We start from the raw sequence: 16304 nt of genomic DNA, 5'->3' as shown, positions 1-16304 counted from the left end.
GACGATCAGCGCCGCACTCGACCGCGCGCTGCCGCCCTCCCGGCCGCTCAGGCGGCGCGCACGCGGGGAATCCGCGCCGTCGGTGCCGACTCCTGACGCAGTGGACGCCCGAGCGCGACCAGCAGCGCGGTCTCGGCCATCGTCCACAGTCCGCGCAGCCCCGATGTCGAGGCCGCGACCGACCACACCGTGCGGGTGCCCGCGTCGCGGACCGGCGCACCGGCCAGGCGGTCGGCGAGCCAGTTCAGGCTGAGCGGGGTGGCCAGCGGGAGCAGCGAGAAATGCTCGCTGAGTCGGTCGCGCACGTAGGTGACGGCCGCGCCGCCGCCGCGATAGCGCGCCACCTGGCCGTCGACGCATTCGACGTCGATGACCTGATCGTGCACCGGCTGCACCACCAGCACCGGGCAGGTCGGGGCGGAATTGCCCAGGCGCAGCTCGTCGAAGACGCGCCGCAGTTCCGGCGTGGCGAGCACCTCGGCGAGTGGGCGCGGCAGGTGGTCGTCGAAGCGGCGGCCCGCCAGGGCGAGTACGGCCAGTGTCGGTGTGGCGCGCGCGGCGCGGGCGACCATGCGTCGCCCGTCGGCGTCGAGTTCGTCGATGACCGCGCCGAGCACCGGATACAGCCCGCGCAGCGCGGCCACCACGATGGTGGGCAGTCCGGCGAAGCGGGATCCGTTGAGTCGCACGAAGACCTGGCCCGGATCGCCGACGGGCGCGCCCAATACCGCGCCGACGATATCGATCTCGGGCGCGTAGTCGGGGGCCATCTCCACTGTCCACGAGCTCGCCATGCCGCCACCGGAATATCCCCACACCGCCACCGGTGTATCGGGGGCCAGACCGAGGGGCGCGAAGCGCAGCGCGGCCCGCACGCCGTCGAGCGTGCGGTATCCGGGTTCGCGTGGTGCGCCGAAATGCCCGTGCGGGCCTTCGTGATCGGCGATGCTGATCGCCCAGCCCCGGCGCAGCGCGTTGGCCAGCAGCAGCCATTCGAACTGGGTCACCGAGCCGAACGCGTCCGCGCCGCGACGCAAAGCGTAGGAGGGGGAGCAGGTCTCGGCTACGGCGTCCATCGCGGTTTGAAAGGCCAGCAGCGGCCGCATTTCTCGCGGGTCGGCCCCCAGCGGCAGCAGGACCGTGGTGACGGCGGCCTCGGGTGTGCCGTGCAGATCGCAGCTGCGGTAGAGCAGTTGCCAGGCCGAGACCCGCTGCGGGACAAGTCCGAACAGGGCCAGTTCGACCTGGCGGCTGCGCAGGATGGCGCCCGGCGACTCGGTCGCGAGATCTCGCGGCGGCCGATAGAACGGATCGCTGCTCGGCAGCAGGGGTTTGCTACCGGTTGCCGACTCGACGGCCGCCATGGCACCCTCCTCATCGAGTCTTCTCGGGCCGGAGCTGCCGCGCGGCAGTGCTCGAGGCCGAAACGCCATGCCGCGCACCGGGTCTGGCCGCGACGATCCGATCAGACTAGGTCAACTCGAGCCGGTCTGGGAACCCCGAGGCCGTTGGGCGGCCCGGCACTAGACTGCGGATATGACCGGTCCGTCGGTGTTCATCACCGGTGGCGCGGCCGGAATCGGCCGGGCCACCGCGCTGCTTTTCGCCGCGCGGGGCTTTCAGGTCGGCGCCTACGACATCGACGAGGTGGGTCTGAGCAGGCTCGTGGGCGAGGTGAACGGCACGGGCGGACTCATCCGCACGGGCGTGCTCGATGTGACGAATGCCACGCAATGGGCCGAGTGGTTGGCGGAGTTCCACGGCGCGTCAGGCAGGCTGGACATTACTGATCAACAACGCGGGCATCCTGCGCGCCGGTCCGTTCGAGGCGCCGGGGCGGTGCGCACCGCCAACAAATACTTCAGTGGTAGCTGAGCGCGCGGCCGTGATCTGTAACAATTGCGCCGCGTGATAGGGGGTGCGATGGCCGCACAGATGGGATCGGGGCAGATGCGCGCGCGCGGCCTGCCCGGTCGCGAGGGCGACCGGATGCAGCGATTGCTGAACGACCTGATGGTCGCGGGTGGCGCGGATACCCGACTCGGTGATCACGTCGGCGCGGCGGTGACCGAATGGCGCAGGCTGCCGCGCATCCAGGTGGCGGGTCGCGCCCATTCCGGGCGCAGCACCCTGCTGGGCGCGCTGGCGCTCATGTCGGCGTTGGAGACCGATCCGGTGGACGCGCCGGGCGCTCCCGATCCGGTGCTGGACGCCGATATCGTCCTCTACGTGCTGGCGGGCACGCCGACCGCCGCCGACCGCAGGGTGCTGGGCGAATTGCCCGCCGCGCGCACGGTGGTGGTGCTCAACAAGGCCGATTCGGTGGGTTCGCGCTGGGCCGACGCGGTGGTCGCGGCCGATCGGATCGGTCGGGATCTGGGCATGTCCACACTGCCGGTGATCGCCTCGCTGGCGGCGCGGACCAGGTCGGGTGTGGTGACGGCGGCCGATCTGGTCACCCTGAGAAGGCATGCGGTCACTGCGGATCCGGCGTTCACGCTCTCCCCCGAGCTGTTCACCTCCCCTGCGGCGGGTCCGGACGTGGCCGAACGCGTCGAACTGCTGAGCCGCTGGGATCTGTACGGCGTGGCGTGCGCGCTCACCGCCGTGCGCCACGATCCGGATATCGCACCCACCTCGCTGCTGCAGTTGCTGTACGCCGCCAGCGGCGTCGAGCCACTGCACCATCTGGTGCATCTGCGCTACGAGCGGGTGCAGGCGCTGCGCGGCGGCGACCTGCTCGACACCCTGACCCGCTTGGCCGCTCGGGCCATCCCCTCGCCCGATAGTCACGGCCGTGCGCTGCTGGAGGATTTCCTGGCGGGCGACCAGGCGAGCTGGTTGGGCCTGTGCGCGGGGCTGGCTTGCCCGGATGTCGCCCATCTGGCCGCGGGTTACGCCAATCCGTCCCCGGTGGACGCCGACGACGCGATCGCCCGCGCCACCCGCTGGCGGGCGGTGGTGTCCGGGGAGATGTCGCCCGCCGCACGCCGTGCCGCGCTGCGGGTGCACAACGGCTACATCCGACTATGGGATCGTTTGAGCGGTGCCGGACTCTGAGCAGACCGGGGCGCCGCGGCTCGGCGCGCCCGACGGCCGGGAGGTGACCGAGCCGATCGCCGATCCCGGTGCGGCGCGGTCGAATCCGCCATCTCCTTCGAGCGAGCTGGACCCGGAGCTGGAAGCCGTTGTGGCGCGGTGGAATCCGCAGGGTATGGCCTTGCTGAAGGCGGTGCGCGCCGGATCCCGTTCCGGCGCGGTCACTTTGATCGGTCCCGATGACGCGAACACCACCCTGCTGCGCACCGAGCTGGCCCGCTACGAACCCACCATCGCGCTCGGAGATCCGGTCCAGGACGCCGTGGCCGCCGTGGAGATCACCGGAGCGTCCTCGGCGACGCAGGCCCCGGTCGCGCTGATCCTGCTGGATGCGGGCAGCGCCCTCGGCGGCGATACGCTGCGGGCGCTGCGACGGCTGCACCGGAGCGGGACGCATTTGATACTGGCGATGAATGGCATTCACGCACACCAGGATTGGCGTTCGGTGCTCGAACTCGACCGGGCGTCGCTGACCGCGGCGGGCCTGGGTGAACTCGAGATCCTGCCCGTATCCGGTCGACTCGCGGTGGCCGGGCGCAGCACCGGCGATCCGGGCCTCATCGACCGCGCCGGACTCGGCGCGCTGCACGCCCGCCTCACCGCCGCCGCCACGGGCGCGGACACGGTGGACGCCGAGCGCGCTGCGGCGATCACCGCGCGGGTCATCGCCGAGACCCGCGCCCGCGTCGAGGATCAGGTGCGGCAGTTGAGTTCCGGTGCGGAACCGGGCCGCCTGCGCGAGGAGCGGGCGAGGCTGCTGGCCGGTCGCGACGGCGGCCGCACCACCGCCCTGTCCACGCTGCGCGGCCAGTTGCACCTGGCGCGGGTCGACCTGCTGACCGAGGCCGGCAGCCGGGTGCGCGCCCTGCACGCGTCCGCCCGCGCCGAACTCGACCGGTTGCGGCGCCGCGAATTCCGGGACTATCCCGAGCGTTTGCAGCACGCGGTGACCGAGTTGACCGGTCAGGTGGACGCCGAGATCGAGCAGCGCTCGGCCGAGTTGACCCACCGGGCAGGCGAGCTGTTGACCCATGGGGTCGGTGAACCATCGACCCATGGGGTCGGTGAACCGCTGACGCATCGGGTCGGCGAGCTCTCGCCCGCGGAGCCCACCCCCTATCGTCGTCGCGATCCCGCCCCGCGCGTCGGTGCGGAGCCGGATCCGCGCCACCGCGGTGTCGAAGATCACCTCATGATTGCCCTGGGGGCCTCGGCCGGGGTCGGGTTGGGTCGGTTGCTGGTGTCGCCGCTGTCGCTGGTGCCCGCGTTGGAGGTGGCGAGCGTGCCGGTGACGCTGCTGCTGGGCGCGGGTGCGGCGGCCTGGGTGGTGCGCGCGCGTGGTCAGGTGGCCGACCGAAACCACGTTCGGCAGTGGATGTCCGAGGCGCTGGTCAATGTGAAGGCGCAGCTCGAGCAGCGGGTCACCACGGCGCTGGTGGAAATCGAGACGGCGCTCTCGGATCGGGTGGTGCGCGCGAGCGCGGCGGCAATGGTGGAAACCGATCGTCGCGTGGCCGAATTGGAGGTCCGATTACGGCGGATGGCCGCGGAACAACCGGGACAACTGGCCGCTTGCCGCCGCGATATCGATTGTCTGGATCGCCGGGATTCGAGTGTTAATTAGATTACTTTGTGGTTTAGCGCACACCTCGACGGAAATGGCTTATGTGAGCAACCCGATTCCGTTCCGACGGTCACATCGCGTTAACCTCTACTCAGGAACCTGGGCGTCCGCTTCAGTCCGTGCTCGCCGTCCGGTTCGGCAGCGCATATAGGTCGTAGCGGTCGCCATCCCGCCAATGGTGGCGCTCGATGCCGGGCCAGCATCGCGCTCCGCCCATCTCAGGAGAGTTTTCATGACCTCAGCGACCATTCCTGGTCTTCATGGATCCGACGCGCCGACCGAGCACAGGGAACTACTCGCCTGGGTACAAGAAATCGCGGAACTCACCCAGCCCGATCGGGTGGTGTGGGCCGATGGTTCCGATTCCGAATGGGATAGGTTGACCGGGCAGTTGGTCGCCGCGGGCACCTTCCGCAAGCTCGACGAGAAGAAGAAGCCGAACTCCTTCCTCGCCCTGTCCGATCCGTCCGACGTGGCCAGGGTCGAATCGCGCACCTTCATCTGCTCGGAGGCCGAGGCCGACGCGGGTCCGACCAACAACTGGGTCGATCCGGCCGAGATGCGCGCCACCATGACCGAGCTGTACCGCGGCTCGATGAAGGGCCGCACCATGTACGTGGTGCCGTTCTGCATGGGTCCGCTCGGTGCCGCCGATCCGAAACTGGGCGTCGAGATCACCGATTCGGAATACGTCGTGGTCTCCATGCGCGTCATGACCCGCATGGGCACGGCCGCGCTGGAGAAGTTGGGCACCGACCGCCCGTTCGTGAAGGCGCTGCATTCGGTGGGCGCGCCGCTGGCCGCCGGTCAGGCCGATGTGCCGTGGCCCTGTAACGACACCAAATACATCACCCACTTCCCCGAGGCGCGCGAGATCTGGAGCTACGGCTCGGGCTACGGCGGCAACGCGCTGCTCGGCAAGAAGTGCTACTCGCTGCGTATCGCCTCGGCCATGGCCCATGACGAGGGTTGGTTGGCCGAGCACATGCTGATCCTCAAGCTCATCTCCCCCGAGAACAAGGCGTACTACATTGCGGCGGCGTTCCCGAGCGCATGTGGTAAGACGAATCTCGCGATGATTCAGCCGACCGTGCCGGGTTGGCGCGCGGAAACCCTCGGCGACGATATCGCGTGGATGCGCTTCGGCGCCGATGGTCGCCTCTACGCGGTGAATCCGGAATTCGGATTCTTCGGTGTCGCGCCGGGCACCAATCATTCGTCGAATCCGAATGCGATGGCCACGATGGAGGCGGGCAATACCGTCTACACCAATGTCGCGCGCACCGATGACAACGATGTCTGGTGGGAGGGTCTCGAGGGCGAGCCCGATCACCTGATCGATTGGAAGGGTAACGACTGGATTCTCCGCGAGACGGAAACCCTTGCCGCGCACCCGAATTCGCGCTACTGCACGCCGATGTCGCAGTGCCCCACCCTGGCCCCGGAATGGGACGACCCGCAGGGTGTGCCGATTTCGGCGATTCTGTTCGGCGGGCGGCGCAAGACCACCGTCCCGCTGGTCACCGAATCCTTCGATTGGCAGCACGGCGTTTTCATGGGCGCGACGCTGTCCTCCGAGCAGACCGCGGCGGCCGAGGGCAAGGTGGGCTCCGTGCGCCGCGACCCGATGGCCATGCTGCCGTTCATGGGCTACCACGTCGGCGACTACCTGGGCCACTGGATCAATCTCGGCAAGAACGCCGACGCGGCGAAGCTGCCGAAGATCTTCTACGTCAACTGGTTCCGGCGCGGCGCCGACGGCCGCTTCCTGTGGCCCGGCTTCGGTGAGAACTCCCGCGTGCTGGAGTGGATCGTGGGTCGGATCGAGGGCGGTGCGCAGGCCGCCGAGACCGCGATCGGCAATGTCCCCACCGCCGCCCAGCTCGACCTCGCGGGGCTGGATGTGCAGGCCGCCGATGTGGACGAGGCCCTGGCGGTGAACGCCGAGGAGTGGCGCGCGGAGCTACCGCTCATCGAGGAGTGGTTCGAGTTCATCGGCGACAGACTGCCTTCCGGCATTCGCGACGAGTTCGAATCGCTCAAGCAGCGCCTGGCCTGATCCCGAGACACACCGACGCCCGCGCCGATTACGGCGCGGGCGTCGGTGTACTCATACCCAGGGGGGAGCGCGATTCACCCCGCGGCGCGATTGACCCCTGTGCGGTCGACCGGTGAGCTGGGATCATGACAGGTTGGACGCCCTCGAGGGCATTAGGGGCGTGCGCGGCCGCCGGGCTTTTGATCGCCGGTTTGGTGACAGGCTGTGCGGCGCAGGCGGATTCGGCGCCGCGCGCCGAGCATTCGGAACGGGGGCGGCTCGTACGGGCCGAGTCGGTGCATACGTATTCCCCGATTGACGTGGCGAAGGAACTGGGCGACACCGGGTTCGACGCCGCCGCGGTGCGCTACGGCGTGGAAACCTATCGCCTGGTCTACGACACGGTGGATTCGCGCGGTCAGGCGACGACGGCGAGCGGTTTGCTGGCGGTGCCCATCAGCGGCGATCGGGATCTGACCGGGGTGGTCTTCGAGCACGGCACCATGTTCGCCAAAGCCGACGCGCCTTCGGTGGCCGAGCACAGCGGGGATCTCGCGGCCACCCTGGCTTTCGCCTCGGCGGGTTTCGCCGGGATCACGCCCGACTACTTGGGTCTCGGTGCCGGACCCGGCGCGCACCCCTATCTCGATCTGCCCTCCGAGACCACCGCCTCGCTGGATATGGTGCGCGCGGCCGGAATTCAGGCCGAGTCCATCAATCGTCCATTGCGTCCCGAACTCGAGATCTCCGGTTTCTCGCAGGGCGGTCCGGCGGCGCTGGCCCTCGCTCGCGCCCTTCAGAACGATTCGGTTTCGGCATTCCGGCCCGCCGCCGTCGCGGCCATCAGCGGCCCGTACGCCGTGCGCGCCGCAGAATTGCCCGCGCTGCTGGACAATCGGATCAACCCCGTCTCCGGCACCCTCTACATCTCCTACACGCTGGTGGCCTGGAATCGACTGCACCCGATTTACCGCTCCCCCGAGGAACTTTTCCGCGCGCCCTACGCCGCGGGTATCGAATCCCTCTTCGACGGTTCGCATTCCGATGTCGAGATCGCCCAGACCCTGCCGCCCCTCGATGCCCTTCTGACCCCGAAGGCATTCGATCTGCTGCGCGACCCGAGCGGTCCCTTCGCCGACGCCCTGCGCACCGCCGATGCCTCGTGCCGGGACTGGACCCCGCGCTTCCCGATCCGGCTCTACACCGCCTCCGCCGATACCGATGTGGCGCAGGACAATTCGGCGCAGTGTCGAACGGACCTGGGGCGCAACGGAGTCGACGCGCCGATCACCGACCTCGGCCCGCTCGACCACCCGAGCTCCGGCAAAGCGGGTGTCGCCGTCGCCCTGCGCTGGTTCCTGGAGTCACACCCCGCGCACTGAGCGTCGGCCGCCGATGAGTTGCTGACCATCGGCGGCTTCGGTGTGTCGCGAAGGTGTTTACGGTGTTGCGGTGCGCGGTAGTGGTACGCGTCGTCGGAACTTCGACTGTGCTGAGCAATTGCGGGATCAGGTTTGCCGCCCTGGGAATTGGGGTAGTTGCGTGCTGTGCTCCGTCTGCGCGAAAGTGTCCTATGCTGTGGCTGTGTTCTGTGTCTCAGGGCAGAACCGTCCGATTGCTAAGTGTTAGCTGATCGACTGAACTACTTCCCATATCGACTCGTGGCTCCGCTGCCCCGACCGGCGGTCAAACGAAGATATCGACGCGCGAGAGGTGGTTGGACCATGACCGATCTGGAGACCGGTGTCCCCGCATCGGATGATATGACCCTGGACACGCTCGCGGGCATCGATTCGACCGTGAGCACGCCGCTGCGCCGCGCCGCGGGCCGCCTCGAGGCCGTACTGCCTCCCGGCTGGCGCGTCGACGTGGTCGACGCGCCAGACGCGGGCGAGTCCGTGCTGCGGGTTGTGATGCCGGAGAACTAACCGGTCCACCCGAGCGGCATGAGCAGCGATTTCTGCTCGCAGAACGCGTCGAGCCCCTCGGGTCCGTTCTCCCGGCCCAGACCGGAGTTCTTGTAGCCGCCGAAGGGCGAACCGGGATCGAACGCGTACCAGTTGATCGCGTACGTTCCGGTCCGCACCTTGGCCGCGATATCCGCGCCGTGCTCGATATCGCGTGTCCAGACCGAGCCCGCCAGCCCGTACACCGAGTCATTGGCCAGGGCGATGGCCTGCGCCTCGGTCTCGTAGGGGATGACCGAGAGCACCGGTCCGAAGATCTCCTCCTGCGCGATGGTGCAGCGGTTGTCGACATCGGCGAAGATCGTCGGTTCGACATACCAGCCGCGTTCCAGTCCGGCCGGGCGCCCGCCGCCCAGCACCAGTCGCGCGCCTTCCTGCTTGCCCTTCTCGATATAGCCTTCGACCCGTTCGCGTTGCTTTTGCGAAATCAGCGGTCCCAGTTGCACACTCGGGTCGGTGGGATCGCCGACCGGCATGGTCTTGACGTATTCGACCAGCGCGTCGAGCATTTCGGCATAGTGGCTGCGCGGGGCCAGGATTCGGGTCTGCGCCACACAGCCCTGTCCGCTGTTCATCAGACCGGCGAAGGCCAGCACCGGCATGCTCGCGGCAATATCCATATCCGGCAACAGGATTGCCGCGGACTTGCCGCCGAGTTCCAGTGAGACCCGCTTCAGCGCTCCGGCGGCGATGGCCCCGATCCTGCGGCCGACGGCGGTGCTGCCGGTGAAAGTCACCTTGTCCACGCCGGAGTGGCCGATCAGGTATTCGGCAACGTCGGCCTCGGCGGGCAGCACCGAAAGGACGCCCTCCGGCAGTCCGGCCTCGGTGAAGATATCGGCGATGATGTTGGCGGACAACGGTGTCAGTGGTGCGGGCTTGAGCACCACGGTGCAGCCCGCGAGCAGTGCCGGGGCCAACTTGTTGGCGGCCAGGAACAGTGGGACATTCCACGCGGTGACGGCCGCGACCACGCCGAGCGGTTCGCGCGAGACGCGCGAGGTGCCGAACATGCCGCTGCGAGTCTCGTTCCAGGGGAAGGATTTCGCCAATTCCGCGTAGGTGTCCAGCGCGGCGACGGCGGGGATCTGGTTGAGTGTCATCCCGATCAGTTGCGTCGCGCCCATCTCCGCGGTGAGCGCGGCCAGCAGATCGGCTGAGCGCTGCTCGATCAGTCGTGCCGCGCGGGTGAGCACTTGGGCGCGCTGTTCGGGCGGTGTCGATGGCCACGGGCCGGAGTCGAATGCCGCTCTGGCGGCGGCCACGGCGGCGTCGACATCGGCGCGGGTCACCGCGGGGACGCTGCCCACCGGCTCGACCGTGGCCGGTGAGATGACCTGGAGTCGCTCGGAGCCGGACGGCGCGGTCCACCGGCCGCCGATGAACAAGCTGTCGTAATGCATGAGAACACGTTACAGTTTTGTGGCCCCACTGTCTGTAACATGTTTCAATATAACCAGCGCGCAAGTCTCTGACCTGCGTGAATTCCAACCTGTCGGTTCGCTTTCCGTAGAACGCACTATTGCGTTCCAGGTTCGGCCGGGGCATGATTTGGGCTACTGATCAGCTCGCACGATTCATGAACCGATACCGCAGTTGGGGAGTGTCATGGCGTTGCAAGTTGTCGGTCGATCACTGATGACCAGCGATCAGACCGAACACCAAGCCAGAAGCGTCGGCGGTGGCGGCTGGGTGGTGTCGTTCCTGCCGGGCCGCACCCTGACCCTGGAACAGGCCACGGCCGCGATACAGGCGGCGGAGGCGGTCGCGGTGGTAGGCGCGCTGGCCGACCAGGTCGGGCTCACCACACTGGAGACCGTCGGCCTGGCCATCCAGGAATCGCCATGGGCGCAACCCATGCGCGAAATGTGCGGTAGGCGCCCATGGCGGCGCGGCTGGCTCTAGCTACTTCCTTTTGGTAGCTATCACAACGAGATTGCTCACCAGGAACTCGCGCAGCACCGGAATCCGCACCACCCACCAGGCCCAATGCGGGTGGTAGCGCGGGAAGATCGCCCGCACCTCGGCGGAAGTCGCACCGGCCCAGCGCAATCCGGCCGAGGCCCGCACCGCGAACAGCGATTCGCCGAACCGGTTCTTCGGCGGTCTACCGAATTTGCGCTGATAGCGGCGCGCGGCGAAATGACCGCCCAGATAGTGCCACGGGCCGGTCTCGTGCCCGCCGAACGGCCCGAGCCACACCGTGTACGACAGCACGATCAACCCGCCCGGCCTGGTCACCCGGACCATCTCCTCGGCCATCGCCCACGGGTGCGGCACATGTTCGGCCACATTCGAGGAGAAACAGATATCGACCGCGTCATCGCGGAACGGCAGCGCCATCCCCGAACCGCGCACCGCGCCCGCCACCGCGAGTCCGGCCGCGTGCAACTCCGAAGGATCCGGCTCGACCGGGATATAGCGGGCGCCCGCCGTCGCGAACTCGTCGGCGAAATACCCTGGGCCGCCACCGACATCGAGCACCGTCGCGCCCGCGAGGGTGCGCCCGGTCAGGTCGGCGTAGCAATCGGCGATCAATTCCGCGCTGTCGGCGGCGATACCGCCGTAGAACAGCGCCGGATCGGTCTGCTCGTGGCGGAAGCTGCCGAGCAGCCGGAGCGTTCGGCGCAGCGTCGCGCGGCGGGCGAAGCTGACGGGCGTGGACACGCGGAGCACGGCGCAGAGTTTCGCACAGCGCCCCGGTGGGGCGGTAGCGAAGGCCGGGCGAATCGGGCTTGCGCGTCCGATACCCACCCCGCCGACTATGGTGTAGCGCGATATCCGTTCGCTCTGCCGACCCGAGAGAAGCTCCACTGTGCGCGAAGTCCTCCTGCTCTGCTGGCGTGACACCGGGCACCCGCAGGGCGGCGGCAGCGAGCGCTACCTCGAACGAGTCGGGGCCGAACTGGCCGCGCGCGGCGTCAAGGTCACCCTGCGCACGGCCGGATATCCCGGCGCACCCCGGCGCGAACACCTCGATGGCATCGAGATCAGCCGCGGCGGCGGGCGCTTCACCGTCTATCCGCGGGCGCTGATCGCGCTGGCACTGGGCCGCTGCGGGATCGGTCCGCTGCGCGGTCTGCGCCCCGACGCGGTCATCGACACCCAGAACGGCATCCCCTTCTTCGCGGGCCTCGCCTGCGCCGCGCCCTCGGTGGTGCTGGTGCACCACGGACACCGCGAACAGTGGCCGGTGGCCGGGCGGCTGGTCGGCCGGATCGGCTGGTGGATCGAATCCCGACTTTCGCCACGGGTACATCGTCGCAACCAATACCTGACCGTCTCCCTGCCCTCCGCCGAGGAATTGGCGACACTGGGCGTGGACCGCGCGCGAATCGCCGTGGTCCGCAACGGCGCCGAGCCCGTGCCCGACACCGTATCCACCGGGGCCGTCGAAACCCGTTCGGCCGCACCGTGCCTGGTGGTGCTCTCGCGCCTGGTGCCGCACAAGCAGATCGAGGACGCCTTGGCGGTCGTGGCCCGCCTGCGCGCGCGAATTCCCGGCCTGCGCCTCGACGTCATCGGCGACGGCTGGTGGGCCGAGAACCTGCGCGCCGACGCCGCCGCCCGCGGCATCGCCGACGCGGTCACCTTCCACGGACACGTCGACGAACACCGCAAACACGAACTGCTCTCCCGTGCTTGGGTGCACGTGCTGCCGTCCCGCAAGGAAGGTTGGGGGCTCGCTGTCATCGAGGCGGCCCAGCACGGCGTCGCGACCGTCGGCTACCGCAGCTCACGGGGGCTCACCGACTCCATCGTGGACGGGGTGACGGGCCAGCTTGTCGACGATGTCGGCCAACTCGGCGAGGTCGTCGCCGAGTTGCTCACCGATCACGGGGCGCGCACGGTGATGGGGGAGAAGGCGCGGGCGCGGGCTCGCGAATTCTCTTGGGAGCAAACGGGGAACGGGGTGTACGAGGTGCTGGCCTCGGCCGCGCGCGGGGAGTATCGCTCCGGGTTGATTCCACCTGCGCCCTAGGGCATTGGGGGGCGGCGGAGGCTGATCGCGGCGATTGCCGCCAGGACGAGGAGAGCGGCCCACAGGAGGTGGGCGGCATACGCGAAGTAGCGGTGGGTGGTTGGGGCGGAGGGGCGCTCGACGGGGGCGGGGACCTGATAGAGGGTGAGGGTCGGACCTGAGTAGACGGTGGGGAGTTGGGCCAGGGTATTGGCGGAAGCGCCGAGCGGGCCGGGAGTGGTGTGTTCCACCAGGACCCAGCCGACTCCCAGCCGGGCCAGGTGTGTCGGTGAATCACCCTGGAGCAGTGCGGTTTCCACCTCGCGGGCGCGGGTCCCCTCGCCTGTGACGGTGTGGCCGCGCACGGGGAGTTCGCCCGTCTGTAGTACGTCGCGCGGGAGCATGCGCGGGGCCGGATCGAGTACGGGGGCTGAGCCGCTATAGTAGAACTTTCGGAACATGCCGCCGGGGAGCACCGCGATATCGCCTGGCCCGTCGATCTTTTCGGCGACCTGTGACCAGTCGCGGGGATAGGTGACCGAGTGAATCGCGCCCAGCGCGCCCCAGGCCAGGTCGAGCAGCGGCAGGATCAGCAGGGTCGCGAAAACCGCCGAGATCATTCGGGAGAATTGGCGGGTGCGCGCGCCGAACGCCGTGCGGCGCCGGGTGAGTGCATCGGCACCGGCCGCGGCGCACAAGACGTAGGCGGGGAGGGCCAGGGCAACGTATTTCTGCGTGTCACGCAGCAGGCCGGTGCCGGGAATGTTGGCGACCAACCACTCCAAAACCTGCCTGCCCCAAGGGGCTGCGCCCAGTGCGGGCAGCAGGATCGCGATGGCGGCCAGTATCAGCAGCGCACGGTAGACGTAGGCGAGGTCCAGGTCTTGTCTCGAGGTCGCCTCGAGTGCCGCCGCAGCCCGGCCCCGTTGTCGTTGCCGAAACAACCCGTGCGCCGGCTCCTCGTCCGCCTTGCCGGGCGACGAGCGGAGAGGAATCCTGCTGGACTCCGAAACCGCGCTTGATCCCGGAGCGGGCTCGTTTGTTCCGGTAGCCGCTTCGCCGCAGGAGCGACGCCGAATCCAGAGGTGAGCCGCACCCCGCAGCTCACCCGTGTCCAAATGCTGCCGGGCCGAGCGGAAGCGACCGAGGGCGGCGGTCGACACGCGTGATCCGGGGAAGGCGAGGCTTCGGAGTCCGGATCCCACGGTGAGCAGCAGCAGCGCCGTGGCGACCACCGCGAAAATGGTTGTCCGGGATGCAGGTACAGCGTCGGCGTTCCAGATGCCGCCGAGACCCGCGAGGCTGCCCAGCGTGCCGAGTCCCGGTTCGGCGCGGGCGGCGAAGGCGGCGATACCGGTCGGGTCGGAGGGGTCGGCGCCCGCACCGGAGAGTGCGGTGGCCATCAACCATGGCGCGCAGGCGGCGGCCAGTAGCGCGAAAGCACCGATGAGGTTGCGGCGGCCGATGAGGATCAGCGCGACGCATCCGCCGAGAATGGCTCCGGTGGGTGTCAGCCCCGCCGCCGCGAAACAGCCGCCGAGTATCGCCCAAGCGCGCAGCGGCTCTTCCGTGCCGAGACGAATCCGATACGCGGACAGCGTGATCCACGGCAGTGCGGCGTATCCGGTCAGCAGGCTCCAATGTCCTTGCAGCAGCCGCTCGGCGATATACGGATTCCAGATGCCGAGCGTGCTCGCGACCAACTGCGGGCCGATCGAGACCCGAAGCAGTTCCCGGACCAGTGCCGCAGCGCCCCACCCGGCCAGCCATAGCGCGCCGAACAGCACGACCTTGACGACCACCCCGCCATCCACGGCAGTGGATATCACCGCGAGCGCCGCGTCCTGCGGCACCGCGCGCGGCGCAGCATCTCCCAACCCGAGCGCCGAATCGGTGAGGTATGACCTCGGCGTACTGACCGCATCCCGCAACAGCAGATATCCGGGCCGTCCCAGCGGCCCCAAGACAATCCCCGCCAGCAGCGCGCTATACCCGGCGGGCGCCCAGCGCGCCCCCCGGCTCCGCCCCCGCTCGCCGTCGTTCACGTCTGTGCACCCTACGTTCCGTCGGCTTCATCCCCACCGCTCGGGGCAATGGTGTGCGCAGGTTGTGCACAGCGGGGTGTGGATGGTTGGGGATCGATGGTGTGCCGGTCACCGCGTCGCGCCGCGGATGAGGGACGATGGGTCGTGTGTCTGGTGTCCGTCGACTTCCCGTGGTGGCGGATCTGACGTTGGTGACGGGCGGAGCGATGGTCGCCAATGTGGCGGGCTATCTGCTGCAGCTCCTGGCCGGGCGCTGGCTCGGTGTCGCCGGATACAGCGAATTCGCCAGCCTGCTTGCGGTGCAGTTGCTGTGCGCGGTACCCGCGCTCGCTTTGCAGAACGTAGTCGCGCGGGAACTGGTCCTCGGTACGGGTATCGCCCGACTGCGCGGCCTGGGCCTGCGATGCGCGGTTCTGGTCGCCGTCGCGGCGGCAGTGCTGATCCTCCCGGTGACGCTTCTATTGAATGTCGGCGCGGCATCGTCGGCAGCCGCCCTCGGCGCCGCCCCCGCACTGGTGCTGCTCGCGGGCGAGGAGGGAATCCTTCAGGGCAGCAGAAGGTTTCGCACGCTTGCCATCGTGCTCGGGGTAGCCGGAGTCGCCAGGGTGGTCCCGGCCGTAGCGACGCTGGCCCTCGGCGGCGGCGCGGCTGCCGCACTCTGGGCCGCAGCCGCGGGCATCGCGCTTTCGGCTGCTTACGCCCGCTTCGTCGTCGGCCCTTCGACAACTGTTGAGGAAGCGGCACATTCCAGCAGGCAGACGGCGCACCGGCCAGGGGAAAGTCGCGATTCGACTGTGGACAGTCTCGATACCGCTGCGGAGGGGCGCGGTACGGCTGTGGATGGCCGCGATTCAGCTGTGGACAGCTGCGATACCACCGCAGGCAGTCGAGGTTCGGCTGTGGACAACTCCGACAATCCGCGTGCGCGGATCGCGGATGTGCTGCCGGTGCTGCGGGCCGCGCAGGTGCAGGCGGCGCTCATGGCATTGCAGTCGGCGGATTTGATCGTGGCGCGGATAGTGCTGGACGAGGCCGATGCGAGCCGGTACGCGCTGGGGACCATCGCGGCGAAGATCGCGTTCTGGCTGCCGCAGGCGGTTGGGGTGGTGCTGTATCCGAGGATGGCGCAGCCCACGCATTCGGCGCGCGCGGTGCGGGAGGCGCTGGCGGTGCTGTTCGGCATCGGGATCGTCGCGGTGGTGGGGGCGGCGGTCGCGGCACCGCTCGCGCCGCTGCTGGCCGGGCGGGACTACGCACCGATCCAGGGGATGCTGTGGCTGTTCGCGCTCAATGGCGCGATTCTCGCTGTGCTGCAAGGGGCGTTGCTGTCGGCGATAGCCGCCGATCGCACCTCGCCCGCCGCCATCACGTGGCTCGGATTGATGGTGCAGGTGATCGTGCTGCTCGCTGCGGCCCGTTCGGTGCCCGCCCTGATTCTCACCGCCGTATGTCTCACCGCCGTGACCACATCGCTGGTGACGATCACCGTGTTGCGCAGCGGGTCCGCGAATTCCGCTGAAACCGGAAGTGATTCGCGCTAGCGGTGGGCGGTTCTCCCGTTCGATCGCGG

At 68.8% G+C, this 16304-nt stretch carries 12 protein-coding genes and 1 pseudogene; 9 read left to right on the top strand and 4 right to left on the bottom strand.

Annotated elements, in window-relative coordinates:
- Positions 1-47: 47 nt before the first annotated feature.
- Positions 48-1364 (bottom strand): lipase family protein, encoded by a 1317-nt coding sequence (locus tag D5S18_RS11355; RefSeq protein WP_120039743.1) that lies wholly within the window; start codon positions 1362-1364, stop codon positions 48-50.
- A 172-nt stretch (positions 1365-1536) separates the two neighbouring features.
- Here D5S18_RS11355 and D5S18_RS11350 point away from each other — a divergent pair.
- The 6 genes and pseudogenes from D5S18_RS11350 to D5S18_RS11325 form a co-directional block, all read left to right on the top strand.
- Positions 1537-1828: pseudogene (locus D5S18_RS11350) on the top strand (SDR family NAD(P)-dependent oxidoreductase); the annotation flags it as partial.
- Positions 1829-1923: 95 nt separating this feature from the next.
- Complete coding sequence (locus D5S18_RS11345; protein WP_239003670.1) at positions 1924-3060, top strand: P-loop NTPase family protein; 1137 nt, start codon at positions 1924-1926, stop codon at positions 3058-3060.
- Positions 3047-4723: a hypothetical protein gene (locus tag D5S18_RS11340; RefSeq protein WP_239003669.1), complete on the top strand. Its 1677-nt coding sequence runs from the start codon at positions 3047-3049 to the stop codon at positions 4721-4723. The genes D5S18_RS11345 and D5S18_RS11340 overlap by 14 nt, the downstream gene beginning before the upstream one ends.
- A gap of 232 nt (positions 4724-4955) precedes the next feature.
- A complete protein-coding gene (locus D5S18_RS11335) occupies positions 4956-6782 on the top strand; it encodes a phosphoenolpyruvate carboxykinase (GTP) (protein ID WP_120039742.1) in 1827 nt (608 codons plus the stop codon).
- 191 nt (positions 6783-6973) lie between these two features.
- Complete coding sequence (locus D5S18_RS11330; protein WP_147403932.1) at positions 6974-8143, top strand: lipase; 1170 nt, start codon at positions 6974-6976, stop codon at positions 8141-8143.
- A 342-nt stretch (positions 8144-8485) separates the two neighbouring features.
- Positions 8486-8689, top strand: coding sequence for a hypothetical protein (locus D5S18_RS11325; protein WP_120039740.1), 204 nt, complete (start codon positions 8486-8488; stop codon positions 8687-8689).
- On the opposite strand, the gene D5S18_RS11320 is transcribed toward D5S18_RS11325, so the two are convergent.
- A complete protein-coding gene (locus D5S18_RS11320) occupies positions 8686-10131 on the bottom strand; it encodes an aldehyde dehydrogenase (protein WP_120039739.1) in 1446 nt (481 codons plus the stop codon). The genes D5S18_RS11325 and D5S18_RS11320 overlap by 4 nt on opposite strands.
- A 205-nt stretch (positions 10132-10336) precedes the next feature.
- Between D5S18_RS11320 and D5S18_RS11315 the strand changes: the two genes are divergently transcribed.
- On the top strand, positions 10337-10633 hold the full coding sequence (locus D5S18_RS11315) for a hypothetical protein (protein WP_120039738.1): 297 nt from the start codon (positions 10337-10339) through the stop codon (positions 10631-10633).
- On the opposite strand, the gene D5S18_RS11310 is transcribed toward D5S18_RS11315, so the two are convergent.
- Positions 10634-11404: a class I SAM-dependent methyltransferase gene (locus D5S18_RS11310; RefSeq protein ID WP_120039737.1), complete on the bottom strand. Its 771-nt coding sequence runs from the start codon at positions 11402-11404 to the stop codon at positions 10634-10636. It lies immediately after the preceding gene.
- 139 nt (positions 11405-11543) lie between these two features.
- Here D5S18_RS11310 and D5S18_RS11305 point away from each other — a divergent pair, with 139 nt between their 5' ends.
- Complete coding sequence (locus D5S18_RS11305) at positions 11544-12710, top strand: glycosyltransferase family 4 protein (RefSeq protein WP_120039736.1); 1167 nt, start codon at positions 11544-11546, stop codon at positions 12708-12710.
- Here the strand turns inward: D5S18_RS11305 and D5S18_RS35300 are convergent.
- Entirely contained in the window at positions 12707-14734 is a 2028-nt protein-coding gene (locus D5S18_RS35300; RefSeq protein ID WP_203236680.1) for an MmpA family trehalose lipid delivery protein, read from the bottom strand. The two genes, D5S18_RS11305 and D5S18_RS35300, sit on opposite strands and share 4 nt — an antisense overlap.
- A gap of 137 nt (positions 14735-14871) precedes the next feature.
- Between D5S18_RS35300 and D5S18_RS11295 the strand changes: the two genes are divergently transcribed.
- On the top strand, positions 14872-16275 hold the full coding sequence (locus D5S18_RS11295; protein ID WP_439651104.1) for a polysaccharide biosynthesis protein: 1404 nt from the start codon (positions 14872-14874) through the stop codon (positions 16273-16275).
- The last annotated feature ends 29 nt before the right edge of the window (positions 16276-16304 follow it).

This window comes from Nocardia panacis (genome assembly GCF_003598715.1).
GTDB lineage: Bacteria > Actinomycetota > Actinomycetes > Mycobacteriales > Mycobacteriaceae > Nocardia > Nocardia panacis.
This window is presented reverse-complemented; position numbering and strand designations above follow the sequence as displayed.

Coding starts and splice junctions, on each gene's coding strand:
- D5S18_RS11320 (WP_120039739.1), bottom strand. CDS start 10,131: ATGCATTACGACAGCTTGTTCATCGGCGGCCGGTGGACCGCGCCGTCC.
- D5S18_RS11345 (WP_239003670.1), top strand. CDS start 1,924: ATGGCCGCACAGATGGGATCGGGGCAGATGCGCGCGCGCGGCCTGCCC.
- D5S18_RS11325 (WP_120039740.1), top strand. CDS start 8,486: ATGACCGATCTGGAGACCGGTGTCCCCGCATCGGATGATATGACCCTG.
- D5S18_RS11315 (WP_120039738.1), top strand. CDS start 10,337: ATGGCGTTGCAAGTTGTCGGTCGATCACTGATGACCAGCGATCAGACC.
- D5S18_RS11335 (WP_120039742.1), top strand. CDS start 4,956: ATGACCTCAGCGACCATTCCTGGTCTTCATGGATCCGACGCGCCGACC.
- D5S18_RS11355 (WP_120039743.1), bottom strand. CDS start 1,364: ATGGCGGCCGTCGAGTCGGCAACCGGTAGCAAACCCCTGCTGCCGAGC.
- D5S18_RS11295 (WP_439651104.1), top strand. CDS start 14,872: ATGGGTCGTGTGTCTGGTGTCCGTCGACTTCCCGTGGTGGCGGATCTG.